The following is a 26,616-nucleotide window of genomic DNA, read 5'->3' as shown; positions in this document are numbered from 1 at the left end:
ATATTACAAAGTTCTTTATTGGAAGTCTACAGGTGCTACATATTATTTATTTTAAGATAAGCCATGAATCGGACAAGAAAACCGATAATATGGCATTTAACCTGGTCTTTCCATAATCGAATATCGAAGTAACTTTAATTATCACAAAAACTCTAAACAAAACTGGTATATGAGTAAGATTATAGTTAAAGACGGTACAGAGATTTATTACAAAGATTGGGGCACCGGACAGCCAATTGTATTCCATCATGGTTGGCCCTTATCATCTGACGACTGGGATGCACAAATGATGTTCTTCCTGGAAAAAGGTTACAGAGTAATTGCGCATGACCGTAGAGGACATGGCCGTTCTACACAGACAGCTACCGGTAACGAAATGGATACTTACGTAGCAGACGTGGCAGAACTGACTAAAGCGCTTGACCTGAAAAATGCGATCCACATTGGTCACTCTACAGGTGGTGGTGAAGTAATCCGTTATGTTGCAAAACACGGTGGTAACGGTCGCGTAGCGAAAGCTGTATTGATCAGTGCTGTGACTCCTATCATGGTGAAGACTGAAAACAATCCTGATGGTATTCCATTATCAGTATTCGATGAAATTCGTGTAGGTACTGGTACTAACAGAGCACAGTATTTTCATGATTTTCCTACTCCATTTTTTGGTTACAACCGCGAAGGAGCAGATGTAAAGCAAGGTGTGAAAGACAATTGGTGGCGCCAGGGTATGATGGGTGGTATTAAAGCTCATTATGACTGTATCAAAGCTTTTTCAGAGACTGATTTTACAGAAGATCTGAAGAGCGTAGAAGTGCCTGTGCTGGTATTGCATGGGGAAGATGATCAGATTGTACCTTACCAGACTACTGCGTTAAAGGCAGCTAAACTGTTGAAGAATGGTAAGCTGATTACTTATCCAGGTTTCCCGCATGGTATGCCAACGACAGAGGCGGCTACTATTAATAAGGATATATTAGAATTTATTAAGGGATAATAGAAGAATCAAGTTCAATAGAAGAAGGCAATCAGAAATGGTTGCCTTTTTTTGTTTTGAGTATAGAAGGAGTATTGTAGCAGGCTTGTAGCGGTATAGAATGAGTATAGAAATAGTATAGAAACAGTATAGAATGAGTATGGAAACAGTATACAAGGAGTATAGAAACAGGCGATAAGGCCGGGTAAGTAATTTTTTTACCAATGGGTTAATTTTTGTGGTAATATACAGCATGGAATATACATTAGAAAAGTCAATCTGGACCGAGGCTGATTTTGACACAATGAACTGGCATGATGTGCAGATATACGAGATGGCCATGAAGGGGGATCTGGAATTTGATATTGATTATATTTTCAAATGGAATGAACCGGAGGTAAAAGGATGTATGTTTACTTTCTGGATAGCGCCCTGTACGCTTGTGTTTAAACAAATCAGGAATCTGAGATTCGATCTGGATGTGGTGAGGAGTGATGCGTTTCAAATCGATTATATTGAAAGATCAGGTGATCGCTGGACTATTGTTACGCGTAATGGAGATATATCTTTTGTAAGTGAGGGCTATGAACAGTTCGTACGGCAGCAGCCTACTTTTCAATATAGGCATTTTATTGGTATTGAAAGAGGTGGTTATACGCTCGAAAGGATCACAGATCAACCCAATCATTATTTGCAGCATGAAGAGTATATAACAAGAAGAAAGAAAGAGGCAGAATTGTATGGATATGCAAAAAAGCGCAGACAAAAGAAATTGGATATGGAAGCGCTGGAGGAAAGACGGTTGAATGGCGAAATAGATACAGCAGAATTTTTGCAGTTGAAAAAGGAAATGTTGATGGCGATTGATGGCTATAGTTACTGGCTGAAAGGAACAATATTTGAAAGCTCATAAGTTGCCTGCAAATAAGAAAGTTTATTGGTTTAGATATAACTGACGGGCATTGATATGAAAATTCATAGGTCAGTTCACCAGTTTACAGATATCATTGATCACTATTTCATCGACAGATGCTTGTGCTTCTTCAGGGCCCATCCCATTCATACCCGTATCTCCTATCCTTGCCCCGAATACCGACACAGCCCATTCCGCAACCTCTGGCTGCGTATCGGTACGCTGTAGTGTCGCTTTGCAGTTTTCCAGCTCCTGTATCACTCTTTCCTTTCCATAGCGTTGTACACATAATCGGATATACATTTCGTGGATTCTCGAGCTCCAGGATTCCACATTATCCAGTTGTGGTTTTAATATGTTGATGGCAGAATCAATTTCATTGAGTTGTTCATTGGCATAAGCCCCCAGCATAGCAGCATTGACTGAAATCTGGCAGACGTCGTTCATATCTGAGGTTTCATAGAGCCGTTCCTCCAATTCAGCCGGATAGGCGGCCGCTATTTCCCTGAACGCATCTGTGGCGTCTTTCCCCTGGTTTTTGAGGGCCTGCGCCCGCCTGGTGAGTATGATCAGTTTCGGGGGGGCAAAGAGCTCAAAATCGTGCTGCATATAAGCAAAGATCCCCGTCTGAATGACAGTGGTATCCAGGGAGTAGTTGATCGTCTCTACTGTATCGCCATGTACAATAACGGAATCAGCCCGATAGTATAGATTTTCCAACAGTTCATAATCAAAGGCGAACACCTCCTCCGGTGGATTGGAAGTATGTCCACAAGCTATGAGGATTCCAAGGAAAGGTAGCAGGTAGCGGAATTTCATGGCGCGAAGATAAAAGAGATTGTTTCGAAAATAAATGAACCTCCTGAGAATCGCTCAAATGATGACCTGCCTACAATCAGGTATCCGAATTAAAAAGAGGATATAGCAAAAATAAAATAACATCCAGAGATTCGTTTATTTCCATCGGGTACCCGAATAAAAAGAGGCTGTATCGTATTTATGATACAGCCTCTTTTTTTATTTCATATAAATCTTATCCAGGAATAGATATCTTTCTCTGTCTGTTTCTTCTTTCTGTTCACTCTTTACATTGATATCCATATAGTTGATGCGCTTACTGTCTTTGGTGATGGGCTCCCATTGAGGTAAGCCCTTACCATTGGGATTGCCGGTCTTGATGAAATTGGCAAAGTAATCCAGCATGGTGGCGGATACTTTGTAATCATCCGCTGTCCAGGCATATACTTTATTGCTATAAAGGTTACCCAGGGCATATTCAATTTCAGAAGCGTGAGATGCACCTACGGCTGGATATTTAGGTGGTACCGGTTTGGCATTGTCGCCTTTTTGTACGCCTCCGGCCAGGCCAGGGGTTGCATTACCCATTTTAGGCGTCATTGCCGGACGGATACGTGAAAATACGTACCGGTATACAGGCTGTCCGCTGGTTTTGGCTTGCAAATCAGCCCATTTCCAGGTGCTGTATACAATAAAACGATCGCTTGCTAATGCGGTGGCAGAGCGAATGGTTTCTTCCTCGCTACCTGCCGGATAGAGTTCCAGGATGCGGGAGGTTCTGTCGCCGAAGGTTTGTTCTACTACTTTTTTATAGTTCTCAGGTGTAGGAGCTTCTGCTCTCATAATTGCCTGAAAAGGTACTTCGGCGGAGTTCCATCCTACCAGGAGAGGGACATGTGCCTGCTCGCCTGCTTCAAAAATTTCAGGTAGTGAGCGGGGAATGAGGTAACCGTCGATGGTAGCAGTGGAGTAAGGAGTGGCTACGGAGAATACAGAGTCCAGCAGTTTTTCTGCGGGAATAGCCCTGAGTTCGTCCAGCGTGTTGGCATTCATCTTTTCTGCGAATGTGGTACCATGTGCTTCCGCTTCTGCCAGGGGTACAGGGTACAATGTAGGGTTGATGGCAGCGCCACTCTCCCCTATTGCGCCGGCAATGAGCCCTTTGGACAGTGGAGAGGCCATTTGTACAGATACGGAGATAGAACCTGCTGATTCGCCTGCGATGGTGACTTTATTGGGATCACCGCCAAAGGCAGCGACATTGTCACGTACCCATTCCAGGGCGGCATGCTGATCGAGGTAGCCATAGTTGCCTGAAGTATGATGCGGAGATTCCTTCGTCAGGTCTGGGTGCGAGAAGAAGCCAAAGATACCGAGGCGGTAGTTGACTGTAATGGATACAATGCCTTTTTGGGCCATACTGGCGCCATCGTAACGTGGTTCCGAACCATCGCCGGCAGCGAGGCCTCCGCCATAGAAATAGACTAATACAGGCAGTTTTTCCTTACCTGTTTTGGTCGGTGTCCAGACATTGAGATAGAGACAATCTTCGCTCATGCCTGAGGAGCGGAAAGACATATCGCCAAAGAGGTTTTTTTGCATCGCATTGTGCCCAAAGTGGTCTGCTTTGCGGATGCCTTTCCAGTTTTTAGCGGGTTGTGGCTCTTTCCATCTGAGAGGGCCAACAGGTGGCTGGGCATAAGGTATGCCTTTAAAGATTAAAATAGATGATCCCGGTTCCCGTACTCCCTGAACGATACCATTGCTGGTAGTGATCTGATCTTTTATCTGACTAAATGAATTCAGAGAGGCCAATTGTACCAGTACGCCTAGTGTCAAAAGAACTCTTTTCATATTGCTTGGGTTATAATGTAGACTTAATGTACGTAATTAATGAACGCGATTGTATGAAAATTTCTTGCCGGCGTATATGCTTTTTATGAGATAAAAAAAATTCTACTCCAATAGCTTGTATTGGCAGCAGTATAAATTGGGGGCAAAGGCGCTGAATCCTGGCCCAATATATTACAGGATATTGGTACCAGCATTCAGGCCATTCACCATATAAGTAAAACTTATTTTAAAGGTGAAGCAACATTACTTGCCTGATAAACTACTATCCAGACCACTTGGGGATAGGTAGAGTCCTATACCCTGAAGGTATTGGTACTCCACCGTTATCAACAAGACTTGCACCCCAGTGCGTGCTTGTTGTCGCCAGCTTGGATCCATCAGTTGATCTGGGGTCGGATCCGGTCCTGGCAGTAAGTTTATCAACTGTTTCGTTCCCAGCGAAACTCAGGTCTACATAAATAAAGTTAGTTAGGTAGATCATTATACTGATTTGATTAATGAACAATTTTATTTGCACAACTTGTACTTGCAAAAGCATGTGGTTTAGCCCGGAAGGTGAATCCCATTCCTGTGATATAACCCATTGCCTCTTTCAGCGCATCGTTACTTTTAAAAGCTGGATTCGTATTAATGTCAGCGTGTACTTCCATATCTACACTGTATTTAGTAAAGAGGTGACACAGTGAGTAAGCAACTTCTATACTCTTGCCTACTTCTGCGAGCATTCTTTCCTTTATACTCATCCTGCGGGTAGAAGTATCATGCAGTATATACATAAATCCGCCTTTACCTTTCCGCAGGAAAACGATCACGGTGGCGAACTCCACGATCCTTCCCTTCTTCTGACTATCTGTACCTATGCACACTTTCAGTGTATTGCCATCGCCACTTTCGGCAGACAGTACGTGCTCGATTTCATCTTCGATAGGGCTTTTGATTTCCATTCCATTGAGCCTTCTCCAGCTTCTTACAGTTTCCATGGCTACGTCATGTTTTTTCCTTTTTATTAATTTTTGTTTGTTGGCCTGACCGGACTTGAACCAGTAACCGTTTGCGTATAAGGCAACTGCGCTAACCCTTGCGCCACAGGCCAATAAAAAAACCCGGCCGTTTGGTAACGACCGGGTTTTTTTACTGAACACATAATTGTTAATTATGTCCAGATATAACTAAGTCGTTTATATGTCGCGCTATAATTGTCTTTACGATCATCACCAACTGGCGCATCAAATCCAATACTTTCACTTTTCCCAACTGCTGGTGTATACGCACACATCTCCCCTATGCCTGATCCTCGCAGACCGGCCAGCATATTGAATTGTATGGATAACAACTGCATTTGCATGCGCATTAGTTTTTGTCGGTTTAAAAATGAAAAAAGCCCCGCAATTGCTTGCAGGGCTCTTGTTATATTGAATTAGTTGATTATACTACTTCGTAACATAACACACCCCGCGCACGGTGTCGATCTCCAGACCGACTGTGTCTATATTTTTTAATACGAGGTGCTGCATATGTGATTTGTTTAAATAATTTTGTCGATGCAAAGATGAAATAAATTTTTCATTCTACACAAATATTTCAAAAGATTTTTTTAGCTTGAATTGCTTTCCTGTAGCTAATTAACAGAAAATTAAATTGTTGTTGACCTTAAAATAGGAGAAAAAAAATGAGAACAATCATCGCAGAACAATTGTCAATGATTGAAAAAAGTCAAGGCGTAAAAATCATATATGCCTGTGAGTCAGGAAGTAGAGCATGGGGATTTGCTTCGCCTGACAGTGACTATGATGTTCGGTTCATTTACATTCGTCCGTTAAATGATTACCTAAGCATAGCAGACAGAAGAGATGTAATAGAGTTGCCGGTAAATGAAGTACTGGACATTGGCGGCTGGGATTTACGCAAAGCATTGCAACTCTTTTTGAAGTCGAACGCGCCGCTATATGAATGGATGCAATCACCTATATTGTATATCGCCAATGAAGAATTTAAAACTGAATTACTGGCGCTGGCGAATAAATATTTCTCAGAAAGAGCGGGTTGTCATCACTACATTTCCATGGCAAAAAATACTTTTGAGAATGACCTGCAGGGAGACAAAGTGAGGATCAAAAAGTATTTTTATGCACTGCGGCCACTACTGGCTGCAAAATGGATTGTAGAAAAAAGACAGGTGCCTCCCATGGAATTTCATATACTGAGAACATTGATCACCGATGCACAATGGCAGGAAACCATCGATGCACTGTTGGTACAAAAACAGGCAGCTGATGAGAAAACATTGATTTCACCTGTCCATCCCCTTCAACAATGGATAGCCGATACTATTCAATATTGTAATGAAAAAGCAGCCAACCTGCTACCATTGAAGAACGATACGATTGAACTGGATGTGTTGTTCAGAAAATATATTCGTAACTATGACTTTTGAGCAATTAATGAATGAGCCTCAACACCTGTTGTTGAAGGCCATTAGCGGCAGTCGCTCCCAACAACTGCATTCTGCCACTTCAGATACAGACCTGAAAGGTATCTATGTATTACCTCAATATGAGTTGTATGGTTTTACCTATACGCCACAGGTCTACAATGCAACGAACGACGAAGTATATTTTGAAATAGGGAGATTCCTGGAGCTATTACAAAAGAATAATCCCAATATCCTGGAATTATTGGGTACGCCGGAAAGCTGTGTGCTATTCCGGCACCCGCTCATGGAACTTATCAAACCTGAAGATTTTCTTTCTAAATTATGCAAGGATACTTTTGCCGGTTATGCTGCTTCGCAGATCAAAAAAGCAAAGGGACTAAATAAAATGATCAACCGCCCAGCGGAAAAAGTGAGAAAGGGGGTGCCCGAATTCTGTTATGTTATTGACGAAAATGGCAGCATTCCACTTGCTACATGGTTAGAAAAGTATCATTATAAACAGGAAGACTGTGGATTGACCAGTGTACCGCACTTTCGGGATGTGTACCTGGTTTATCATCAACAGGGAGGTACTTTAAAAGGTATTATATCCGGCGAAGATGCCAATGACGTTCGCCTGAGCAGTATCCCGAAGGGCCTGTCTCCAGTTGCTGTGATGCAGTTTAATAAAGATGGTTACTCCGTTTACTGCCGGGAATACAAGGAATATCAGGAATGGGTAGACAACAGGAACGATGTGCGTTTCCAAAATACCCTTTCCCATGGTAAGAACTATGATGCAAAGAATATGATGCATACTTTCCGCCTGCTGAATATGGCGGAGGAAATTGCTGTACATAAAAAGGTTATTGTAGAAAGGCCGGACAGAGAGTTTTTGCTAAAAATAAAAAGCGGGGGTTTTGAATACAACGATCTCCTGGATATGGTAGATGAAAAACTGGATCGGATAGAGCAACTTTACCAACAGTCAGACCTGCCGGAGATGCCGGATGAGGTAAAGACCAACGAGCTATTGGTTACTATCAGAACACAATTCTATCAATAATGAATCATAGCACAGCCATCGCAGAGAAAGGATTTACGGTTATTAATAATGTATTTGATACTGCTGCTGTAGATGCATTGATTGCATGCATAGAAAAGGCAGATAGTGTAAAAGATACTTTTCGCCGAACGAAAGATCTTTTTGCTATCCGCAATTCTTCAAAGAAGTACCCGCTGCCCTGCCGCTGGTATTCATACCGGCATTGCAGGAGGTGATTGATACTTTGTTTGGAAAAGACTACCATGTAGTAAAGTCTATCTACTTCGACAAGCCGGGAGGATCAAACTGGTTTGTTTCTTATCACCAGGACCTGACTATTTCTGTAAAGGAAAAAGCTGTTGTGGAAGGTTATGCCCCATGGACGGTAAAGCAGGAGCAATATGCTGTACAACCTCCTTTGTCTATACTGGAAAATAATTTTACCATCAGGATTCACCTGGATGACACAGATGAAAACAATGGTGCATTGCGGGTGGTACCCGGTTCTCATCTGAAAGGAATATACAGACCGGAAACGATTGACTGGGAAAAAGAAGTGGAGGAAACGTGTGCAGTACAGAAGGGGGGCTTGATGATTATGCGGCCATTATTATTACATGCGTCCAGCCGCACTACCAATCAGCATCCCCGCCGGGTCATTCATATTGAATTCAGCAGCCTGGAGTTACCGCTGCCTTTGCACTGGTCAGAAAGAGTGAACCTACCAGGCTGACCGGCGACCTGGCAGGTCAGGGCGCCGATCAGATATTGAAGGAAAAGTAGAGAATACCTGCGTAGTTGTCATAGGATAGATTGGAATAATTTCAAAATCGGGTTTTTTATAGGCATAGGAATCGTTCCTGTTTAATACAACCAGCTTCTTTCCCGCAGCACCGTTTCCTTCTCGATACTGATCTCCTTTGTGAAAGGAGTCGCAGCATTGCTGCCATCAGTGTTAATGTCACCCCGTATCCTTACGAGATAAGCATTTCGGCGCACGGTATTCGCATCAAAGGCGAATGTGAAAGATTTGGTTGGAGTTGAGTACCCCGGTTGTAGCAGCTTACAATTTTCTGAAAGTTCAGTGAATGTAGTAGCTCCTTTACCAGGATTACAGTCGCTGACTGTGACAGAAAGTAGCGGAATGGTTTTAGTGGTGTCTCCCGCTGGTGTAAGACTCACCTCCAGGTTTTTCAGCAAGGCAGATTCGTGTATATCTTCGAAGTTGATATTCACCCGCACTTCCTGGTTGGCATTGATCATGAATTCCGGCTGTACTGACAGGTGCTGGCCAACAGTAGTGTATGCTGCTTCCCTGTCATATACGATAATTGTGTCGAACTTGTAGGCAAGTAAAACATAGCCTCCGATGGCCAGGGCCAAGATTACTAGTGCTATACTGCCGTACCTGATCATGATGTAAAAGTAGGTCGGAATACGATCCCTGAGAATCCCTGAAAACAGGGGTTTTGTTTTTTTGAGATGTAAGTGGCTGATTATTAATATGATTGGGGTTAAATTGGAGCGGCCTAAAAAAGCCACTCCTAAACCAAAAGACACAAATTTGAAAAGTGGTCCTAATGGACGAAAAGCCGTAAAAGTTCGTGTTGTCGTTATTGTTAATTCGACAATACAAATGTCTATAGCTACTGCGCAGTTTTTTTGCGCAATAAATTATTTTTCCTACTTTTTGAAAAAATCCCGGAAATGCCTGCTAATAAAAATGCTTTAATCCGATATAAAACTATTGATGCCTGCTTAAGAAACCGCCGCAGAAAGTGGACCCTGGAAGACCTGATAAATGCGGTATCTGACGCGCTGTACGATTATGAAGGGATTGATAAAGGTATCAGCCGTCGCTCTGTTCAGGCGGATATTCAAACTATGCGCAGTGACAAACTGGGATACAATGCACCGATTATAGTAGTTGGTAAAAAATATTATACATATGAGGATGCTGACTATAGCATCACAAACATTCCGCTAAGTGAACAAGACCTGGGAAGGATGAATGAAGCGGTGGAAATTCTGAAACAGTTTAAAGGCTTCTCCCATTTTACTAACCTGAATGAAGTAGTACAAAAACTGGAAGACCACGTTTACTCTGCTGCTAACCATACAGAGTCAGTGATTGATTTTGAAAAAAACGAAAGACTGAAAGGGTTGGAACACCTGGAAATAATATATCAATCCATCATTCAGCAAAAGGCTGTCACCATTACCTACCAGTCATTCAAAGCCAGGTCAGAGAGTACTTTTGAGTTCCATGTATGGTGGCTGAAAGAATTTAAAAACAGGTGGTTTGCAGTAGGTGTGAAAAACAAAAATGCACAAATCCAGAACCTGGCGCTGGACAGAATTGAATCCATCTGCTTTTGCCCGGAAGCGCTCTATGTTGAAAATGGCCGTATATCTCCTGCAGAATTTTACCAGGACGTAGTCGGCGTGACGGTTTCTAATGAAAAAAGTGCCAGAAACGTAAAACTATTTGTTAGCCAGGAGCACGCGCCTTATATTGCCACTAAACCCATGCACCATTCCCAGGAAATTCTTGAACACAGAGCGGATGGTATTGTAATTAAAATCAAGGTACAGCTGAACCTGGAACTTGAAAGGGAAATACTGGGTTATGGAGATGGAATGAGGGTGTTAGCACCTGAAGGTCTCAGAAAGCGCATATATTGGAAGTTTAAAAATGGAATATCCGGTTATGATGAGGAAGATAAGGAAGCCGGCGCAGCTTCGTAGAAAATTGTAGTGCCTTGGAGTAACCATACTCCCCTACCCGATTCCACAAAATTGAACGAATGAAGTGTAAGATCATCTTGCTGTTTTTGCTCATGCATTATGGGCTGCTCCACGCGTTTCCCCAAAATGACAGCCTGCTGGAACGGTTAAACCATACCATTGAACAGGCTTCTGTATATGATGCAGACAAGCTTAGGCAGATCAATGCATTGAGAGCTGAACTGGTCAGCACACATTCCCTCTCCCTCAGAGAACAGTTCGATATTTGCCAACAGCTGTATGAGCAGTTCAAAGTTTTTAAATTCGATTCTGCATTTGCATATGCCCAGCAGCTAAAATCGCTGGCAGAAAAAATGAAGGATTCCAGCCGGATCAATTATGCGGGTGTCAAGCTGGGATTTGTTCTTTTGTCGTCAGGCATGTTTAAAGAAACCGGCGATTACCTGGCGGTGATTGATGTGCACAAACTGCCCGACAGCGCCCGGGCGGAATATTATGCATTGAAGAGCAGGTATTATTATGACCTTACTGATTATAGTAGTGACCAATATTTTGCCCCTGGTTATACACAATTGGGGGGCGCCTGTATAGATTCAGCATTGATACTTTTTAAACCCCATAGTTTCAGTTATGACTATAATTATGGATTGATGTATCAGAAAGCGGGTAACCTGGATAGCGCTGCCTATTATTATCGGTTAGCGGTGGCCCATACAGACCTGACCGTACACCAAACGGCAATTGCTACTTCCTCCCTGGGAAACATTTTCATTCGTACCGGCAAAAAGGATAGCGCCATTATTATGATGGCTACTGCTGCCATGGCGGATATTAAATCCAGTACCAAGGAAACCACCGCCATGTTTATACTGGCGAGCCTTCTTTTTAAAGAACAGGATGTAAAGAATGCCTCGCGGTACATAGAATATGCTGTTGCCGATGCCTCGTTTTACGGCGCCCGGCTCAGAAAAGTGCAGTTAAGCGCCATCCTCCCCATCATAGAAGGCGAAAAAATAAACACGGTGGAAGGACAGAAAAAAATGCTGTTCGTATATGCTGCCATTGTGACCCTGCTGCTGCTGGCCCTGGTATGGCTGGGTATCATTATCCTCAGGCAATATAGAAAGTTACAATCTGCCCAGCAGGCTATCACAGCAGCACATGCCGCCCAACAGGAAATTAACGAGAAACTGATGGAGGCGAATAAAATCAAAGAAGAATATATTGGTTATTGCTTCCAGATTAACTCTGCCTACCTGGACAAAATCAAAAAATTCAAGAAGCTGGCCGACCAGAAATTGTCAGATAATAAATATAGTGAGGTCAAATACCTGGTTAATAATATAGACCTGAAGGATGAAAGAGAACAGCTGTTCAGAAACTTTGACCGGATTTTCCTCCGCATCTTCCCCAACTTTGTCACCGTATTTAATTCCTTTTTCAAAGAAGAAGACCAGATCAAACTAAAAGAAGATGAACTGCTCAATACAGATCTTCGTATTTTTGCCTTGATAAGGATAGGTATTAATGACAATGTGAAAATTGCCCAGATTCTGGAATACTCAGTTAACACGATTTACACTTATAAAACCAAGATCAAGAACAAGGCAATCATTCCAAAAGAGGAGTTCGAAGAGCGGTTAATGGACATAAAAGCGCTATAATAACCATTATATATAGAAATTAATAATTCGTTCGCAAGTAATTGACTATTAACTTATTTGTTATGCAGGGAAACCTATTTTAGGCTTTATTTTCTATATCAGGGCCATATAAATTGCCGGCCTGTTTAATCCGTACTATTTTGAATCATCAACCAAAGCCTGTGTTGTAGTTTATTGTAACCTGTAGTGACCCGGACGCGCAGCATTTTTAAAATTCCAGTTATGAAAGAACAAGTTGTGATGACAGTCCTGTAGCGGACTGAAACTAGTCTTTCTCTTTTATTTAATGGACCTACGTACGTCAGCGTGCCTGACCGTACTTCCATTTATTTCATTCTATTCGGCATCAATATTCCACAAACCAATAAAAACTGATCTATGAACAATCTTCTGTTTTGTAAGGTGCGGCTATTATGCTCGTTATTACTGCTAGTAGCAGGTATAGCCAGCGCCCAGAACCGGCCAGTTACCGGTAAAATAACAGACGAGAATGGCAACCCGGTTCCAGGTGCTACTATCCAGGTAAAAGGTACGAGCACTGGTACTGCTGCCACGGCAGATGGTACTTTTAAATTAAATGTTCCTGCCAACGCGAACACGCTTGTTATCTCCTTCATCGGTTATGTAAACCAGGAAGTGAGCATCGCCGGAAAATCTGAATTCTCCATTTCACTGGTGCCTACCAGCACTACCCTCACCGATGTGGTGGTAGTAGGTTATGGTACCACCCGCAAAAAAGACCTGACTGGTTCTGTCGTCTCGATCAAGTCTGCCGATTTTAACAAGGGAATTGTTACTGCCCCGGACCAGCTGATCCAGGGTAAGGTAGCTGGTCTCATGGTCATGAATAATAGTGGAGCTCCAGGTGGTGCCACTACCGTAAGAATTCGTGGTAACTCCTCTGTAAGAACCGGGAACCAGCCACTGTACGTAGTAGATGGTATGCCGCTCGATGGCCGTACCGCCAAGCCATCTGTAAATGCAAATGGTTTAGGCCAGACGCCGGATGCCAACCCGCTCAATTTTATCAACTCCTTTGACATCCAGTCTATGGATGTACTGAAAGATGCATCTGCTACTGCTATCTATGGTGCCCGGGGTGCCAATGGCGTGGTGATCATTACTACCAAGAAAGGCCAATCAGGTCCTCCAAAACTGGATGTCAATTACTCGGTTGGTGCCAGCAGCATCCTGAAAAAACTGGATGTACTGGATGCCGCAGGGTACAGGTCGGCCCTGAAACAATATAACCTCACAGCAGGCGATGAAGGCAGCAGTGTAGATGCCATGAACAGCATTCTCCGTACAGGTATCACCCACAATGTGAATGTGGGCCTCAGCGGTGGGAATGAAAATGGTGTATACCGCGCTTCCTTTGGTATGCTGGATCAGCAGGGTATCGTGAAGAAAACCGGTCTGAAAAAGTATACTGCGAACCTGAATGGCCAGTTTAAACTCCTGGACAATCAAAGAATAGGGATTGACTACTCAATTCAGGCAGCACATACTACAGAGCAGATAGCGCCTATTACCAATGACGCCGGTTTTACCGGTAGCCTCATCGGCCAGGCATTGCAATGGAACCCTACCCTTGCGCTTCGCAAGGCAGATGGCTCCTTTAATTTACTGGGTGCTGGTTCTGCCATCAACCCGGAAGCAATGTCTGCGGCTTATGACGACGATGTAAATATCAACAGCATTCTGGCAAACCTCTCCCCTTATATCAAAATCACCGATGACCTGGAATACCGCTTTGTATACAGCATTAATCACCAGGTGGGAGAAAGGGAAACGCAGATCGCTTCCTTTATTAACATTACAGGTGTACAGGATAACGGACAGGCTTATTATGGTGTGAATACCCTTACTTCCCAGTTGTTCACCCATACCCTGAATTATAATAAACAGGTGATCAAAGCCCTGTTCCTCAGCGCAGTGGTAGGTTATGAAAGCCAGCAGTTTAACTACAAAGGGCGTAGCATGGGTGGCCTGGGTTTCACTACCGATGAGCTGAAGTATGTAGATATTTTACAGAACCCTACTCAGACCAATACATTCATTTCTTCCTTCAAAAATCCGAAGTCAGAACTGCAATCCTTCTTTGGCAGGGTTAACCTGAACTTCTTTGACAAATACCTGCTGACCGCTACCCTGAGGGCAGACGGTTCCAGCAAGTTCGGTGAGAACAATAAATATGGTTACTTCCCTTCTTTCGCTGCAAAATGGAATATCGCCAATGAACCTTTCCTGAAAGATAATAAAACAGTCACTCAACTGGCATTGCGTGTGGGTTGGGGCATTACCGGTAACCAGGAATTTCCTGCCGGTGCCGCACAGGAACAATATACCCTCAACTCCAACGGAGGCGCCAGTCTGAGCAATGTGGCAAATCCTAATCTGAAATGGGAGAGCTCTAAACAGCTGAATGCCGGTATTGATTATGCTTTCTTCAACGGCAGATTGTATGGTAGCATAGACTACTTCAATAAAAATACTACGAACCTGCTCTTCAACTTCCCTGCCATTCAGCCGGCACCAGCATCCAATTACTGGATCAACCTGCCTGCCAATGTGATCAACAAAGGGTTTGAAATCGTACTGCGTGGTGATGTGGTGGCTACTAAAGACTTTACCTGGGATCTGGGAGTGAATGCTACCTTCCTGACCAACGAGCTGAAAAACTACGATGGTCCTCCTGTGCTGACAGGTTCCATCAGCGGACAGGGTGTGTCTAATGCCTATGCACAGCGCCTGGTGAACAACATGCCATTGAACTCTTTTTATGTAAGGCAGTTCGAAGGCTTCGACGACAATGGTCAGGGTGTGTACAAGGATAATGGTAACAGCATGTACTTCCTGGGCCAACCTAACCCCAAGACCATGATGGGTATCATAACCTCCGTGAATTATAAAAACTGGACACTTGGTGCAAATATGCACGGTGCTTTCGGATTCGATATCTATAATAACACAGCCAATACAGTATTGCCTATCGGGAACCTGGGCTCAAGGAACATTGCAGCAAAACTGGTGGGTACCAAAGAGGCATTGTCCAACCCCATCACAGTATCCAGCCGTTACCTGGAAAAAGGCAATTTTATGAAAATGGATAACATCACCCTCAGCTATAAGATCGGGAACATCGGAAAGGTGATCAAGGGCGCTTCTGTGTACTTAACAGGCCAGAACCTCTTTATCATTACCAAATACACCGGATTTGACCCTGAAGTAAACACCGATAAGAATATCAATGGGGTTACATCTCTGGGTATTGAATACTCACCTTATCCAACAGCCAGGAGCTTCCTCGCTGGTATCAATTTCTCGTTATAAATCACTGACCAAAAATTACTGACATGCGATCCAAAATAGCATATATCATATTAGTACTGGTAATAGGTGGAATGGCGTCCTGTACAAAACTGGACGAGAAATTAGGTTCCACATTAACCAAGTCACAGGCAGATTCTGTGATCAAAGTAGCTGCACTACTGGTGACGGCTTATGATGGACTTCAATTGCCTTTTCAGGACCAATCCAACTACTGGGCTTTATGCGAAATGACGGCTGACGAAGCAGTAGCTCCAACCCGTGGTGGTGACTGGGATGACAATGGCGTATGGCGTGCGCTGAAACTGCACAACTGGAATGCAGACCATACATTTATCGGCAACTCGTTTTCCAATATCCTTCAGTTGCAATTCCTGGCTACGAACGTGTTGAACTTTCATCCAAGTGATGCCCAGGCGGCAGAAGCCCGTTTTCTGCGCGCATTTTCTATGTTCGCTACCCTGGATGGATGGGGACAGGTCCCTTTCCGTAACCCGGGAGATACCCTGCTGAATGCACCTAAAGTATTGAAGGCAGATGAGGCAACTAATTTTATTATCAGTGAGCTGGAAGCGATTATTCCAACACTATCTGATAGTGCACATGCTTATACTGCCAATAAAAATGCCGCAAGAGCGCTGCTCATGAAAACGTATCTGAACCGGGGGGCTTTTCTGAACAGGCAATCACCCACCTTTGATGCGGCGGATATGCAACAGGTGATTACATTGGCCGATCAGATTATCGCCTCAGGTAAATATAGCCTGGCAAATAATTTCTTTGCCAATTTCGCTTACAATAATGACGTAATTGGTACAGAAAACATCTTCACCCAGCGCAATGGACCCGGCTATAGCACTACCAGGAGCGGGAACTCTTCTTTCTGCCGTTGGGCGCCCACCCTGCACTATAACCAGGATCCAAGCGGATGGAATGGGTTCACCACTATTTCTGATTTCTATGATAAGTTTGAAGACAGCGATACCCGCAGAGGGGGCAGTTATGCAGGTGTGACAGATGTAACAGGTCTGAAAGTGGGGTTCCTGTTGGGGCAGCAATATGGTGCTGGCGGTGTGGCACTGAAAGATAGAAAAGGCAATGCACTCATATTTACAAGAGAACTGAAACTACAGGAAACAGATCCCAATACCCTGGAGGTAACGGGTATTCGTGTGGTGAAATATCCGCCGGACCTGACTTCCAAAGAATCCAGGAATAGTAACAATGCAAGCAATGACTACGTATTCCTGCGTTATGCAGATGTATTGCTCATGAAAGCAGAAGCCATGTTGCGCACAGGTGATGCTGCCGGAGCACTGGTCATCGTGAATAATCTGCGTGTAAAACGTGGAGCTTCGGCCTTTACTACATTGACCCTGGATAACCTGATTGACGAAAGAGGTCGTGAAATGTACTGGGAAGGCTGGCGCAGACAGGACCTGATCCGTTTTGGTAAATTCCTTGATACATGGCAGCTGAAACCATCTGACGATCCTAAATATTTATTATTCCCAATTCCCACCAGCGACCTTTCGGTTAATAAGAACCTGGTTCAGAATACAGGTTATTAATTATATACATCAGCTGACGGATCTGTAGCCCGTCAGCTGATGTTGTTAAAGTAATTATATGAACAGATTAGTTTGGATTGCTATGGTAGTGTTAATGACGCTATCAGGCGGCAGGGCGGCCATTGCCCAGAATGGTGTCGTGAATGCGGGCGATGTAAAACAGGTACGTATTGGCAAAGGTGAAGTGAACCTTACTACCACACATGCTTATATACAGATAAGCGTTTACAATGATAGCGTGATCAGGGTAAGAATGGACCGGCAGCCGCTGGGTGATGATTTTTCTTATGCAGTGATCGCCCATCCATCTCCGGGGGCAGCTACTATCAAAACGACCAATGACCAGATCATTGTTACCACCGCACTCATTCAAGCCCGCATCAGTAAACGGCCTTTCTCCATTTCGTTTTATACCCAGGACGGACAGTCCATTAACGAAGAGGAAAACGGATTGACGACTTCATGGGTGGATAATACGGTGACGGCGTATAGAAAAATGCAATCAGAAGAACGCTTCATTGGATTGGGAGAAAAGAACGGACCACTGGATAGGGTTGGTACTGCGTATACAAACTGGAACTCGGATGTATTTGGTTATAGAACGGATCAGGACCCGCTGTACAGTACCATTCCTTTTTACATAGGTATTCATCATGGGTTGAATTATGGAATCTTCCTGGATAATAATTATCAGTCAGATTTCAATTTCGGCGCCAGTAACAATCGCTTTTCTTCGTTTGCGGCGAGAGGAGGTGAAATGAATTATTACTTTATTCATGCTCCTTCAGTAGGTGGTATCATCCAGGCTTATACAGGGCTGACGGGGAGGATCCATATGCCGCCGCTGTGGAGTTTGGGCTATCAGCAAAACAGGTATAGCTATTATCCTGATCAGGAGGTATTGCGTATTGCACAGACATTGAGGGAAAAGAAGATTCCGGCAGACGGGATTACACTGGATATCCATTATATGGATTCTTATAAACTGTTCACCTGGGATAAAGTCCGTTTCCCAGATCCTGCAGGATTGATCAGTAAACTAAAACAACAGGGCTTTCAACTGACTGTGATCAATGATCCGGGTATCAAAGTAGAGAAGGGTTATGCCGCTTATGAAAGTGGTGTGCAGGCGGATGTGTTCATTAAATATCCGGATGGGCAATTGTATACCGGACAGGTATGGCCTGGCTGGTGCCACTTCTCTGATTTTACGAGCGAGAAAGGACGTAACTGGTGGAAGCAGCAATTGAAGTCATATGCAGATGTAGGCGTAGCCGGATTTTGGAATGATATGAATGAGATCGCAACCTGGGGACAAAAGATGCCGGATAATGTGTTGTTTGATTTTGATGGACATGGCACCACACACAAACAAGCGCATAATGTATATGGATTAGAGATGGTAAGGGCGAGTTATGAGGGTGCGCGGGCTGCTATGAATAAGCGGCCTTTCATCCTCACAAGGGCGGGGTATGCAGGTTTACAACGCTATTCTGCAATCTGGACTGGCGATAACAGGTCGGAAGATGACCATATGCTGGCCGGTATACGTATTATGAATAGTCTTGGCATTAGTGGTGTACCGTTTACCGGGATGGATATCGGAGGGTTTACAGGCAATGCGACTGTTGGTCTTTATACACGATGGATGCAGGTGGGTGCTTTCCTGCCTTATTTCCGTAATCATACGGCTGTCAATACCAGGTCTGCAGAGCCATGGACATTTGGCGAAGAGGCGCTGGAGATATCGAGGAACTATATCAACCTGCGGTATCGGTTATTGCCTTATATCTATAGTGTATTTTATGAAGCGATGGAGACGGGCATGCCGGTGATGCGGTCACTGGCTATCGATTACACACAGGATGTACATGTGTATGATTCCCGCTTCCAGCAGCAGTTCCAGTTGGGTAGTGCGTTTATGATCGCACCGTTTGAAAGCAACCAGCAGTATGGAGAAATTTATTTTCCGCGGGGAGGATGGTATGATTTGTATACAGATGAGCAGATAGCAGGTGAGCAGATAAAGATGAGTACATTGGGAATGCATGAGCTACCAGTATATGTAAAAGCGGGCAGTATAGTACCGATGCAATCGCTGGTGCAAACTACTGCGGAACGCCCGAACGATACATTGTACCTGCATGTGTATAAAGGTGATACTGCCAATGCAATTGTTTATTATGAAGATGATGGACAGACATACGATTACGAAAAAGGTGGTTATTACAAGCGTACCATACATTATGATCATCAACTGGTCCTTGACAAAGTTGATGGCAGCTATACATCAAAGTTTGGTAATATCAGCCTGATACTGCATGGATTTGGGCCATTGCAGCAGGTAAAAGTCAATGGCGGGGTACGACCTATACAATCTTCCCGCATCAATTTCCTCTCTCCTATTTCCCGTTTTGATCCACAGGGTGGGTATGCCACAACAGCTGTTTGCCAGGTGCAGACACTGAGCATGAAAAATAGTGCGGATAGGATTGTGGTGGAATTTTGATGCAGCCTGTTGCCCGGTTGGGGGTAGGTATTGGTTACCTCCACCGGGATCAGGCAAGATTACAGGCTGGCCGGTTTGAACCGGCTGGCCTTTTTTTGAGTTTGGGAATGAACAGAATGAACACTAACATGGAGGAATGAACGAAATGGTGTGAGGAAAACCGAAAAGTAGGATGTAAATTCGTATTGTAAGATTGATAATTGTTAATGTTAACCAAACCTATGTTAAAAATGACACAGCTTATTCATTTATACACAAAATTTCCGGTTCCGCATTATTTGCCAAAACAGCGTTTTAAAAGAATGTTGATATCATTGTTATGTTTTTCAAGTCGGTTGATTTCTCATAGGGTATAGTATAAAAATAAATCCCGGGGATTATTCCTGATGCCTGGTCTTTAACTCTTTTGAAGTTGAAGCGGGGAGGCTATTTACCGCTTGTCGCCTTTGAGGCTGAGAAGAGGGATGAGTGATGTCTCTTGCTCTTTTGACGTTGAAGAGGGGAACGACTATTACCGCTAACTTTTTTGGGCGCTGAAGTGCGGGATGGGTATTGTCGCCCGCATGTTTTGCATAGATTTTTATTTTGGGTTCATACACAGATGTTTTCATAACAAACATGTTATTAATAGCAATAACTATTAACAACAGCTTAATGGATCATAACCCGGGCTTCATTCCTGAAACCTGGCCTCCTATTAATTTGTATTCGGTCGAATGGATGATCTAATGACGATGATATTTATTCTAACGATGATGATATTTGTTTTGAGGGTAGTAATACAATTAAAATTAGGGGATAATTCATATGCTATCGGGTACTAATCCTGGTATCCGGCTATTTTAAATACTATTCAAAAAAATATTTCGATGAACATATATAATCTCATAAGGGAAGTCCTTACACCATTCCTGGTATAGGGTAGTGTCTATATTTTACAGAAAGTAACAAAATCGAGGACCATATAACCGGGGACCATTCCTGGTTCCTGTTTTAATCTATCCAATGAGAGAAAGGTAATTTATCCAATGAGAGAAAAGGAATTGTTACATACAAAGGCTCATATTTAATCACAGCGGAGACTAGTTCTGGTCTTTGAAATTACGGGTCGTTTTTCTATGGTAATTAAAAAAAGGGGCTCTGCAAAGAGTCCCCTTTTTATTTAGATACCTGATGGAAACAGGTAGCCGTTTAAGCAATTCTTATGAGTTTATTTTTGATACCTTTCTTTTTTTTACCAAATGCAGGATGAAATATTTACACAGTTGCCTTTTGCAATGCCTTCAATACATCGGGTGTGACACCGCCAAACAGCGACACGCCAGCTGCACCATTTTGAATCGCCAGTCGGATACCCTTCTCCAGATCAGCCATGTTATCATGAAAATCCGGCAGGTACAAGCCTGCATACAGTGGGAACCTACCGTCCAATCCTCTTATACCTTCTGCCACCGCATCTCCTATCCAGCTTACATCTTCCTGGTAAAATCCATGATAAATCATGGGGCATACTGCATTCAATGGCCAGTTAGTCCAATCCTGTCTTACAATGCGTTTCGCAATTTCAGGTGTTGGGAATACCGCTGCTGAAATAGGTTTCTTATGCTTCTTAGCTACACCTGCCAGGTTGGTCACTACATTTGTAATGCGGTCATACCTGAACTTACGCCAGGAAGGACTCTGATCAGGATGTTGCAGGTCCAGCGGATCTTTGCCATGCAGCTCTTTGTATTTACTTCTGCAGGTTTCACAATAACAGAAATCATATTCCGGCAATTCTTTAGACTGATCAATACCGTAATTACTCCACAGGTTTACCGGCAGAATCACATCACAATATCTCACGTAGTCCAGGTGTAATCCGTCTACATAATCTTTTGACAAGGTTGCCTCTGCCTGCTCTTTAAGGTAATTTATTGTCTCTGGTTTGCTAGGACAGAGCCAGCGATAGTAATCTACATAAGGAGGATGAGTAGCACAACTTTCTCCTTTGCGATTTTGCGCATACCACTCCGGATGGCTCGCCAGCAACTCCTTCTCTCCCCTGTTCATAGTCCAGATCCAGCGGTGTGCTTTGATGCCATTTTCTTTCGCAATTCTGAAATGTCTTTCGCTGTCTGCTTCAAACATGATGTCGCCGATGCCTGCTTTTTGGTAAGCCGCATAGCGCTGACGAATGTCTGCATCCGTATCCTTTTCATCAGGATTGATCCAGACACGGTGTTTGATTTTCGTAGCAGCAGTAGCTGCTGCTTTTTCTGCTTTCACGATAGCAGGTAGTCCGGCGCCCATCATGGCTACGCTGCCAAGGCCGACTGATTTAAGGAAATTACGTTTGTTCATAATGTTGGACCTGTAATAATGTTGTTAGTGTTTTGTGGTTGTTACTTTCCCTTCCTGATCGATACTGGCTTTGTGCGCGCCTGTCTTGTCGCTGATTGTAGCGGTATATTGCCCGGAAATTGCTTCGATAGACAATGTATAAGTAATATCATTGACTGTAAATGTCGTTTCAGTGATACCAAGTTCACCCAGAGACGCAGCGTAATGACCATGTGACTGGCGGTAAGTATTTTGCCTGTAATATACTTCCCAAAGATTTTCTTTTGCTTCTTCAATAGCAGGGATAGACATTTTAACAGGTGTGCTGCCTGCGGGGCGTTGTACAAAGAACAGGTAACCCCATTTCTCCGGTGCATGCATATTAATGATGCCCTGTGGAGACCATACCCAGTTATGTTCTGGTAATGGTTTGCCGGTAGCTTTGTCTTTACGTTTTACGTATTTCCCGTTCACGATATCAGTATCCCATTCAACCCGGGAAAAGTTAATTCTCCACATGGTACTGTCTTTGATCCTGATGTGCTGGTTGAAGAAACCAAATGCACTGAATGGAATAGACATTTCTACCGTCCATTTTTTGTCTTTATCGCCTGGTTTATTGAGTGTACCATCGATATATGTGGCGGTGCGCATGCCTTGTGCATCCCAGTTCATGAGGGCATCTCCGTTTTCGCGGTAGGGCTTGGGCATGAACAGGTCCATCACGGTATTATATGGATTGATTTCTAATTCAAAATACTGGTGGGTGTCACCATCCGGATCTACGAATACTTCAAAATCATTGTCATGATAAATGATGGTATCATGCTGGTGGAGGGTAGCCCAGATGTTGGCATCTTCCAGTTCTGCCAGGATGTACAAATGGTCCTGGTCCCACAGCATTTTGAGCCTGGTACGCATGGCGGGAGCTGGCTGTTTATCTCCTTCTATGTCTGTAAAATCCTGACTCCATTCAGCCTTTTGCCAGGCTGCTTCGTCTGGTTTCCCATCCAGTTTAATGGGTGTGGTGGTCTGATAAACTTGATATTGCCTTGGCGCCAGGTAGGCGGCTTTCTTTTGTGCATAAGAAGGGAGGCTCAGACAGGCCAATCCCAATCCTGCAATCACATGACGGATAAGTTGAGACATGAGTTAAATATAATAAAAGTCAACCGGGGTTTTCCCGGTAAACTTAATGGATGGTAGGAATTGTTGATGAATTAAGAAAATTCTATCATTTTATCTGTTTATCAGGGCGATGATCTCGTCCGGATTATATTCCGGACAGCCACCAGGATAGGACGCTATCAATGCCCCCAGTGCACAGGCATATGCCAGTGTTACTGCTGGTGGTGTATTGATAATTCTGTTGTAAAGAAAGCCTGCCAGAAATGCATCGCCACTCCCAATAGTATCTGCCACCGTTACCTGGTATCCGGGATGTTGGTAAAAGGTATTTTCCATGAGCAAGGCCGCCCCTTTATCACCCAATGTCACAATGATGGTAGGTATATTATAATTCTGGCTGAGTGCACGGACTCTTTCTTCCATATTAGCCGGGAGCTGGTACCAGTTGCCTATCAATTCCAGTTCTGCCTCATTGATTTTCAGAATCTGGCAGTGTTGTAATAGTAATTCTACCAATTCCTGTGAGAAATGGGGTGGACGCAGGTTGATATCCAGCACCAGTGTACGACCTCCTTCCAGCAGGGAGAACAGGGTGCTTTTACTTACTTCATTTCTTGAAGCTAAACTTCCGAATACCAGGTACCCCGGTGTATTTGCTATTTCCTGCAGGGCAGCCGAGGGTAGTATAAAATCCCAGGCTACTGGTTGTACGATTTCGTATTGCATTTCATTGGTAGCTGCCAGGCGGGCATATACCTTTCCTGTTTCATGTACCGGATCTTTCTGCACAAAGGTGGTATCCAGCTGTAGCTGTTGCATGACCTGCCGCAGGTTGTCTCCATCTGCATCATTACCTGTCGCCGATATCATCGCGACATGTACTCCCAGTTTCTGCAGGTGATAAGCCACATTCATCGGGGCTCCACCCGGCAATTTCTGATCGGGGAGTATATCCCATAATACTTCTCCAAAGCAGGCTACCTGATATGGTTTCATGATTATTCTGTTAAGCTGGCGCATATTAATGATTTTAAGTTAAAAAGCCAGAGCATTGGACAATGCTCCGGAGTTGGTACGTTCAATCAATGGATGTTCTAAAAATGAACTTTCATGGATATGATCAAATAAGCTCTTTTTTCTAAGTTAACCAGGCTCAACTAAATCATTCCGTTCATTTTGATTTCCAGCCGACCACTTTGTTCACGCGTGCCTAGTCATATTATATTAACCCACAATCCCGTTAGGAACCTTAAAATCAGCTTAAAAACACCTTTTTTTTCTAAATATTTAAACGATCGTTTGATTAAATTAAATGTTTGTTTAACTTTGTGCTCACAATTCGGTAGAAGATGGAATACAATCACAAGCAATTAGCAATCCTGGATGCAGCAGAACAGCTGTTTGCCTCCCAGGGGTTCCACGGAACCTCTGTCAGAGATATTGCTCATGCCGCTGATGTGAACATCGCGATGATTTCTTATTACTTCGGTTCAAAGGAAAAATTGATTGAAGCAATATTTCTGAAAAGGATCGTAGGGTGGAAATCAGTTTTGGAAACTGTTTTAAAGGATGAGTCACTTTCGTTTGAAACCCGCTTTGACCGGCTGGTGGAAACATATGTTGGACGGATTTTCAATAACCCCTGTTTTAATCTGATGATGATGCGCGCGCAGATTCAGGCAGATCTTGGGGTGAACGATCTGATCCACCAAAATAAACTGGAAGTGCACGGAATCATCAGCGCCTTTATCAAGGCAGGGCAGGAAAAAGGGGTGTTCAATGAGGGCGTCGATATATTGATGATGGTCAATACGCTGGTAGGTACAACCAACCATATAATGTCAACCAGGCATCATTTTGCGAGAATATCCGGGCTTGAGCATCTTACAGATGAGCAATTACAGCAGCACCTTGTTATACATATCAGTAATCATTTAAAAAATTTGTTAAAAGCCATTCTTATCCATGAAGCTTAATAGCACATACAGGCGGTTATGGTCTCTGGCAGTGGGAGTTTTGTTGACGTTGCCATACCTTGGCAGTCAGGCGCAGGAAAAGAGAACCCTGTCTTTGAAGGAAGCCATATCGCTTAGTATTCAGAACAGCAAAGAATTAAAACTCAGCCAGACGAAGATAGATGCAGCGTTGTCTTCAGTTAAAGAAGCTAAAAATGCACAGTTACCCGACGCCAGTGTATCCGGTTCTTACCTCAGAGTTAACTCACCAAACATATATGGTCCACTCTTAAGTGGTGGTAGTGACAGCTCAGGCGGCGGTAGTTCTTTTTCCAATGTAAACTCTGTCGCTTATGCTATGGCCTCCGTATCTATCCCGGTTTTCTCCGGTTTTATGATCCAGAGCCAGAAAGAATCAGCCAAATATCTGGCAGAAGCGGCAAGACTGGATGCAGTAAAAGATCGTGAAGCGGTGATTCAGAACACTATCAATGCCTACAGCAACCTGTACAAAGCACAGCAGGCTGTAGCCCTGGTAAAGGAAAACCTGAGACAACAGGAACAGCGTGTGGGTGATTTCACTAACCTTGAAAAAAACGGGTTGGTAGCAAGAAACGACCTGCTGAAAGTGCAACTGCAGCAATCGAATGTAGAAGTTTCCCTGCTGGAAGCAGAAAGCAACCTGAAAATCGCAAACATCACCATGGACCTGCTGCTGGGTATTCCGGAATCCACTGATCTCGAAGCAGTAGCTGATACTTACGATCAGGGTGTGGCAGCAAGTAGCAAGGGTGTAGCAGAATGGGAGCAGGTAGCAATGACCAACCGTACAGATAACGCTGCACTGCAGGCTCGTGAAAAAGCTGCTACTGCAGGTGTGAAAGCTGCAAAAGGTGGATACTATCCTTCCGTAGCAATCACCGGTGGTTATGTAGCACTGACCATTCCAAATGCTTTCTCTGTAATGAATGCGGTGAATGCAGGTGTAGGCGTAAAATATAATATTGCCTCCCTCTGGAAAAACAGCGCGAAAGTTGATGATGCTAAAATTCAGCTGGCGCAGGTACGTGTAAATGAGGAGATGCTGCAGGATAACATTCATATCAGCATCAACAGAGCTTACCAGGATTACCTGGTAAATAATAAGAAGATCGATATGTACCAGAAAGCGATCGATCAGGCTGAAGAAAACTACAAGATCGTAAAGAACAAGCAGGAAAATAACCTCGCTACCACTACCGATCTGCTCGAAGCTGACGTAGCTAATATCCAGGCAAAACTGAACTATGCCTTCGCAAAAGCAGATGCCATGGTTGCCTACTCCAAATTACTGGAAACAGCAGGCGTGCTAAATGAAGCAGGTTCAGAAGGAACTACAACCGGTAAATAATTA

22 protein-coding genes and 1 tRNA gene are annotated in these 26,616 nt (G+C 43.7%); 13 read left to right on the top strand and 10 right to left on the bottom strand.

Annotated features, from left to right (window positions below; genetic code table 11):
• Nucleotides 1-169: 169 nt before the first annotated feature.
• Together ABDW16_RS00815 and ABDW16_RS00810 are read left to right on the top strand one after the other, a co-directional pair.
• Nucleotides 170-994, top strand: coding sequence for an alpha/beta hydrolase (locus tag ABDW16_RS00815; RefSeq protein WP_343667212.1), 825 nt, complete (start codon nucleotides 170-172; stop codon nucleotides 992-994).
• 232 nt (nucleotides 995-1,226) lie between these two features.
• Nucleotides 1,227-1,886: a hypothetical protein gene (locus tag ABDW16_RS00810; protein WP_343667211.1), complete on the top strand. Its 660-nt coding sequence runs from the start codon at nucleotides 1,227-1,229 to the stop codon at nucleotides 1,884-1,886.
• A gap of 69 nt (nucleotides 1,887-1,955) precedes the next feature.
• On the opposite strand, the gene ABDW16_RS00805 is transcribed toward ABDW16_RS00810, so the two are convergent.
• The 5 genes from ABDW16_RS00805 to ABDW16_RS00785 form a co-directional block, all read right to left on the bottom strand.
• Complete coding sequence (locus ABDW16_RS00805; protein WP_343667210.1) at nucleotides 1,956-2,705, bottom strand: hypothetical protein; 750 nt, start codon at nucleotides 2,703-2,705, stop codon at nucleotides 1,956-1,958.
• Between the two features lie 198 nt (nucleotides 2,706-2,903).
• Nucleotides 2,904-4,538 carry a carboxylesterase family protein gene (locus ABDW16_RS00800; RefSeq protein ID WP_343667209.1) on the bottom strand — a complete coding sequence of 545 codons (1,635 nt, stop codon included), beginning with the start codon at nucleotides 4,536-4,538 and terminating at the stop codon, nucleotides 2,904-2,906.
• 494 nt (nucleotides 4,539-5,032) lie between these two features.
• Nucleotides 5,033-5,518: a ribonuclease H-like YkuK family protein gene (locus ABDW16_RS00795; RefSeq protein WP_343667208.1), complete on the bottom strand. Its 486-nt coding sequence runs from the start codon at nucleotides 5,516-5,518 to the stop codon at nucleotides 5,033-5,035.
• Between the two features lie 40 nt (nucleotides 5,519-5,558).
• Nucleotides 5,559-5,631, bottom strand: a tRNA-Ile gene (locus ABDW16_RS00790).
• Between the two features lie 60 nt (nucleotides 5,632-5,691).
• Entirely contained in the window at nucleotides 5,692-5,883 is a 192-nt protein-coding gene (locus ABDW16_RS00785) for a hypothetical protein (protein ID WP_343667207.1), read from the bottom strand.
• A gap of 324 nt (nucleotides 5,884-6,207) precedes the next feature.
• Here ABDW16_RS00785 and ABDW16_RS00780 point away from each other — a divergent pair, with 324 nt between their 5' ends.
• Genes ABDW16_RS00780 through ABDW16_RS00765 form a run of 4 tightly spaced genes read left to right on the top strand, consistent with a single transcriptional unit; the run spans nucleotide 6,208 to nucleotide 8,729 of the window.
• On the top strand, nucleotides 6,208-6,972 hold the full coding sequence (locus ABDW16_RS00780) for a nucleotidyltransferase domain-containing protein (protein ID WP_343667206.1): 765 nt from the start codon (nucleotides 6,208-6,210) through the stop codon (nucleotides 6,970-6,972).
• Nucleotides 6,962-8,017: a nucleotidyltransferase domain-containing protein gene (locus ABDW16_RS00775; RefSeq protein ID WP_343667205.1), complete on the top strand. Its 1,056-nt coding sequence runs from the start codon at nucleotides 6,962-6,964 to the stop codon at nucleotides 8,015-8,017. Before ABDW16_RS00780 ends, ABDW16_RS00775 begins: the two co-directional genes overlap by 11 nt.
• The gene (locus tag ABDW16_RS00770) at nucleotides 8,017-8,232 is read left to right on the top strand and encodes a hypothetical protein (RefSeq protein ID WP_343667204.1); all 216 of its coding nucleotides are present in this window, start codon (nucleotides 8,017-8,019) and stop codon (nucleotides 8,230-8,232) included. Before ABDW16_RS00775 ends, ABDW16_RS00770 begins: the two co-directional genes overlap by 1 nt.
• A complete protein-coding gene (locus ABDW16_RS00765; protein WP_343667434.1) occupies nucleotides 8,229-8,729 on the top strand; it encodes a phytanoyl-CoA dioxygenase family protein in 501 nt (166 codons plus the stop codon). Before ABDW16_RS00770 ends, ABDW16_RS00765 begins: the two co-directional genes overlap by 4 nt.
• 131 nt (nucleotides 8,730-8,860) lie before the next feature.
• On the opposite strand, the gene ABDW16_RS00760 is transcribed toward ABDW16_RS00765, so the two are convergent.
• On the bottom strand, nucleotides 8,861-9,412 hold the full coding sequence (locus ABDW16_RS00760) for a hypothetical protein (RefSeq protein ID WP_343667203.1): 552 nt from the start codon (nucleotides 9,410-9,412) through the stop codon (nucleotides 8,861-8,863).
• A gap of 291 nt (nucleotides 9,413-9,703) precedes the next feature.
• Between ABDW16_RS00760 and ABDW16_RS00755 the strand changes: the two genes are divergently transcribed.
• The 5 genes from ABDW16_RS00755 (at nucleotide 9,704) to ABDW16_RS00735 (ending at nucleotide 19,818) form a co-directional block, all read left to right on the top strand.
• On the top strand, nucleotides 9,704-10,744 hold the full coding sequence (locus ABDW16_RS00755; protein WP_343667202.1) for a WYL domain-containing protein: 1,041 nt from the start codon (nucleotides 9,704-9,706) through the stop codon (nucleotides 10,742-10,744).
• Between the two features lie 59 nt (nucleotides 10,745-10,803).
• Nucleotides 10,804-12,408, top strand: a complete 1,605-nt coding sequence (locus ABDW16_RS00750) for a DUF6377 domain-containing protein (protein WP_343667201.1) — start codon at nucleotides 10,804-10,806, stop codon at nucleotides 12,406-12,408.
• Nucleotides 12,409-12,786: 378 nt separating this feature from the next.
• Nucleotides 12,787-15,741, top strand: coding sequence for a SusC/RagA family TonB-linked outer membrane protein (locus ABDW16_RS00745; protein WP_343667200.1), 2,955 nt, complete (start codon nucleotides 12,787-12,789; stop codon nucleotides 15,739-15,741).
• A gap of 23 nt (nucleotides 15,742-15,764) precedes the next feature.
• Nucleotides 15,765-17,309, top strand: a complete 1,545-nt coding sequence (locus ABDW16_RS00740) for a RagB/SusD family nutrient uptake outer membrane protein (RefSeq protein WP_343667199.1) — start codon at nucleotides 15,765-15,767, stop codon at nucleotides 17,307-17,309.
• A gap of 58 nt (nucleotides 17,310-17,367) precedes the next feature.
• Entirely contained in the window at nucleotides 17,368-19,818 is a 2,451-nt protein-coding gene (locus ABDW16_RS00735) for a TIM-barrel domain-containing protein (RefSeq protein ID WP_343667198.1), read from the top strand.
• 377 nt (nucleotides 19,819-20,195) lie between these two features.
• Here the strand turns inward: ABDW16_RS00735 and ABDW16_RS00730 are convergent, their stop codons facing one another.
• The 4 genes from ABDW16_RS00730 to ABDW16_RS00715 form a co-directional block, all read right to left on the bottom strand.
• Nucleotides 20,196-20,429: a hypothetical protein gene (locus tag ABDW16_RS00730; RefSeq protein ID WP_343667197.1), complete on the bottom strand. Its 234-nt coding sequence runs from the start codon at nucleotides 20,427-20,429 to the stop codon at nucleotides 20,196-20,198.
• 646 nt (nucleotides 20,430-21,075) lie between these two features.
• A complete protein-coding gene (locus ABDW16_RS00725) occupies nucleotides 21,076-22,161 on the bottom strand; it encodes a family 10 glycosylhydrolase (RefSeq protein WP_343667196.1) in 1,086 nt (361 codons plus the stop codon).
• 24 nt (nucleotides 22,162-22,185) lie between these two features.
• A complete protein-coding gene (locus ABDW16_RS00720) occupies nucleotides 22,186-23,289 on the bottom strand; it encodes a carbohydrate-binding family 9-like protein (RefSeq protein ID WP_343667195.1) in 1,104 nt (367 codons plus the stop codon).
• A gap of 90 nt (nucleotides 23,290-23,379) precedes the next feature.
• Nucleotides 23,380-24,264 carry a carbohydrate kinase gene (locus tag ABDW16_RS00715; protein WP_343667194.1) on the bottom strand — a complete coding sequence of 295 codons (885 nt, stop codon included), beginning with the start codon at nucleotides 24,262-24,264 and terminating at the stop codon, nucleotides 23,380-23,382.
• Between the two features lie 353 nt (nucleotides 24,265-24,617).
• Here ABDW16_RS00715 and ABDW16_RS00710 point away from each other — a divergent pair, with 353 nt between their 5' ends.
• A complete protein-coding gene (locus ABDW16_RS00710; protein ID WP_343667193.1) occupies nucleotides 24,618-25,244 on the top strand; it encodes a TetR family transcriptional regulator in 627 nt (208 codons plus the stop codon).
• Entirely contained in the window at nucleotides 25,234-26,613 is a 1,380-nt protein-coding gene (locus ABDW16_RS00705; RefSeq protein WP_343667192.1) for a TolC family protein, read from the top strand. The genes ABDW16_RS00710 and ABDW16_RS00705 overlap by 11 nt, the downstream gene beginning before the upstream one ends.
• Nucleotides 26,614-26,616: the final 3 nt, after the last annotated feature.

The organism is Chitinophaga sp., assembly GCF_039596135.1.
Classification (GTDB): Bacteria; Bacteroidota; Bacteroidia; order Chitinophagales; family Chitinophagaceae; genus Chitinophaga.
This window is presented reverse-complemented; position numbering and strand designations above follow the sequence as displayed.

Excerpts from the sequence above, each read along its gene's own strand:
- ABDW16_RS00720 (WP_343667195.1), bottom strand. The coding sequence starts at position 23,289 with ATGTCTCAACTTATCCGTCATGTGATTGCAGGATTGGGATTGGCCTGT.
- ABDW16_RS00750 (WP_343667201.1), top strand. The coding sequence starts at position 10,804 with ATGAAGTGTAAGATCATCTTGCTGTTTTTGCTCATGCATTATGGGCTG.
- ABDW16_RS00780 (WP_343667206.1), top strand. The coding sequence starts at position 6,208 with ATGAGAACAATCATCGCAGAACAATTGTCAATGATTGAAAAAAGTCAA.
- ABDW16_RS00740 (WP_343667199.1), top strand. The coding sequence starts at position 15,765 with ATGCGATCCAAAATAGCATATATCATATTAGTACTGGTAATAGGTGGA.
- ABDW16_RS00770 (WP_343667204.1), top strand. The coding sequence starts at position 8,017 with ATGAATCATAGCACAGCCATCGCAGAGAAAGGATTTACGGTTATTAAT.
- ABDW16_RS00805 (WP_343667210.1), bottom strand. The coding sequence starts at position 2,705 with ATGAAATTCCGCTACCTGCTACCTTTCCTTGGAATCCTCATAGCTTGT.
- ABDW16_RS00715 (WP_343667194.1), bottom strand. The coding sequence starts at position 24,264 with ATGAAACCATATCAGGTAGCCTGCTTTGGAGAAGTATTATGGGATATA.
- ABDW16_RS00800 (WP_343667209.1), bottom strand. The coding sequence starts at position 4,538 with ATGAAAAGAGTTCTTTTGACACTAGGCGTACTGGTACAATTGGCCTCT.
- ABDW16_RS00755 (WP_343667202.1), top strand. The coding sequence starts at position 9,704 with ATGCCTGCTAATAAAAATGCTTTAATCCGATATAAAACTATTGATGCC.
- ABDW16_RS00810 (WP_343667211.1), top strand. The coding sequence starts at position 1,227 with ATGGAATATACATTAGAAAAGTCAATCTGGACCGAGGCTGATTTTGAC.
- ABDW16_RS00785 (WP_343667207.1), bottom strand. The coding sequence starts at position 5,883 with ATGCAAATGCAGTTGTTATCCATACAATTCAATATGCTGGCCGGTCTG.
- ABDW16_RS00760 (WP_343667203.1), bottom strand. The coding sequence starts at position 9,412 with ATGATCAGGTACGGCAGTATAGCACTAGTAATCTTGGCCCTGGCCATC.
- ABDW16_RS00745 (WP_343667200.1), top strand. The coding sequence starts at position 12,787 with ATGAACAATCTTCTGTTTTGTAAGGTGCGGCTATTATGCTCGTTATTA.
- ABDW16_RS00730 (WP_343667197.1), bottom strand. The coding sequence starts at position 20,429 with ATGAAAACATCTGTGTATGAACCCAAAATAAAAATCTATGCAAAACAT.
- ABDW16_RS00725 (WP_343667196.1), bottom strand. The coding sequence starts at position 22,161 with ATGAACAAACGTAATTTCCTTAAATCAGTCGGCCTTGGCAGCGTAGCC.
- ABDW16_RS00815 (WP_343667212.1), top strand. The coding sequence starts at position 170 with ATGAGTAAGATTATAGTTAAAGACGGTACAGAGATTTATTACAAAGAT.
- ABDW16_RS00735 (WP_343667198.1), top strand. The coding sequence starts at position 17,368 with ATGAACAGATTAGTTTGGATTGCTATGGTAGTGTTAATGACGCTATCA.
- ABDW16_RS00710 (WP_343667193.1), top strand. The coding sequence starts at position 24,618 with ATGGAATACAATCACAAGCAATTAGCAATCCTGGATGCAGCAGAACAG.
- ABDW16_RS00775 (WP_343667205.1), top strand. The coding sequence starts at position 6,962 with ATGACTTTTGAGCAATTAATGAATGAGCCTCAACACCTGTTGTTGAAG.
- ABDW16_RS00795 (WP_343667208.1), bottom strand. The coding sequence starts at position 5,518 with ATGGAAACTGTAAGAAGCTGGAGAAGGCTCAATGGAATGGAAATCAAA.
- ABDW16_RS00705 (WP_343667192.1), top strand. The coding sequence starts at position 25,234 with ATGAAGCTTAATAGCACATACAGGCGGTTATGGTCTCTGGCAGTGGGA.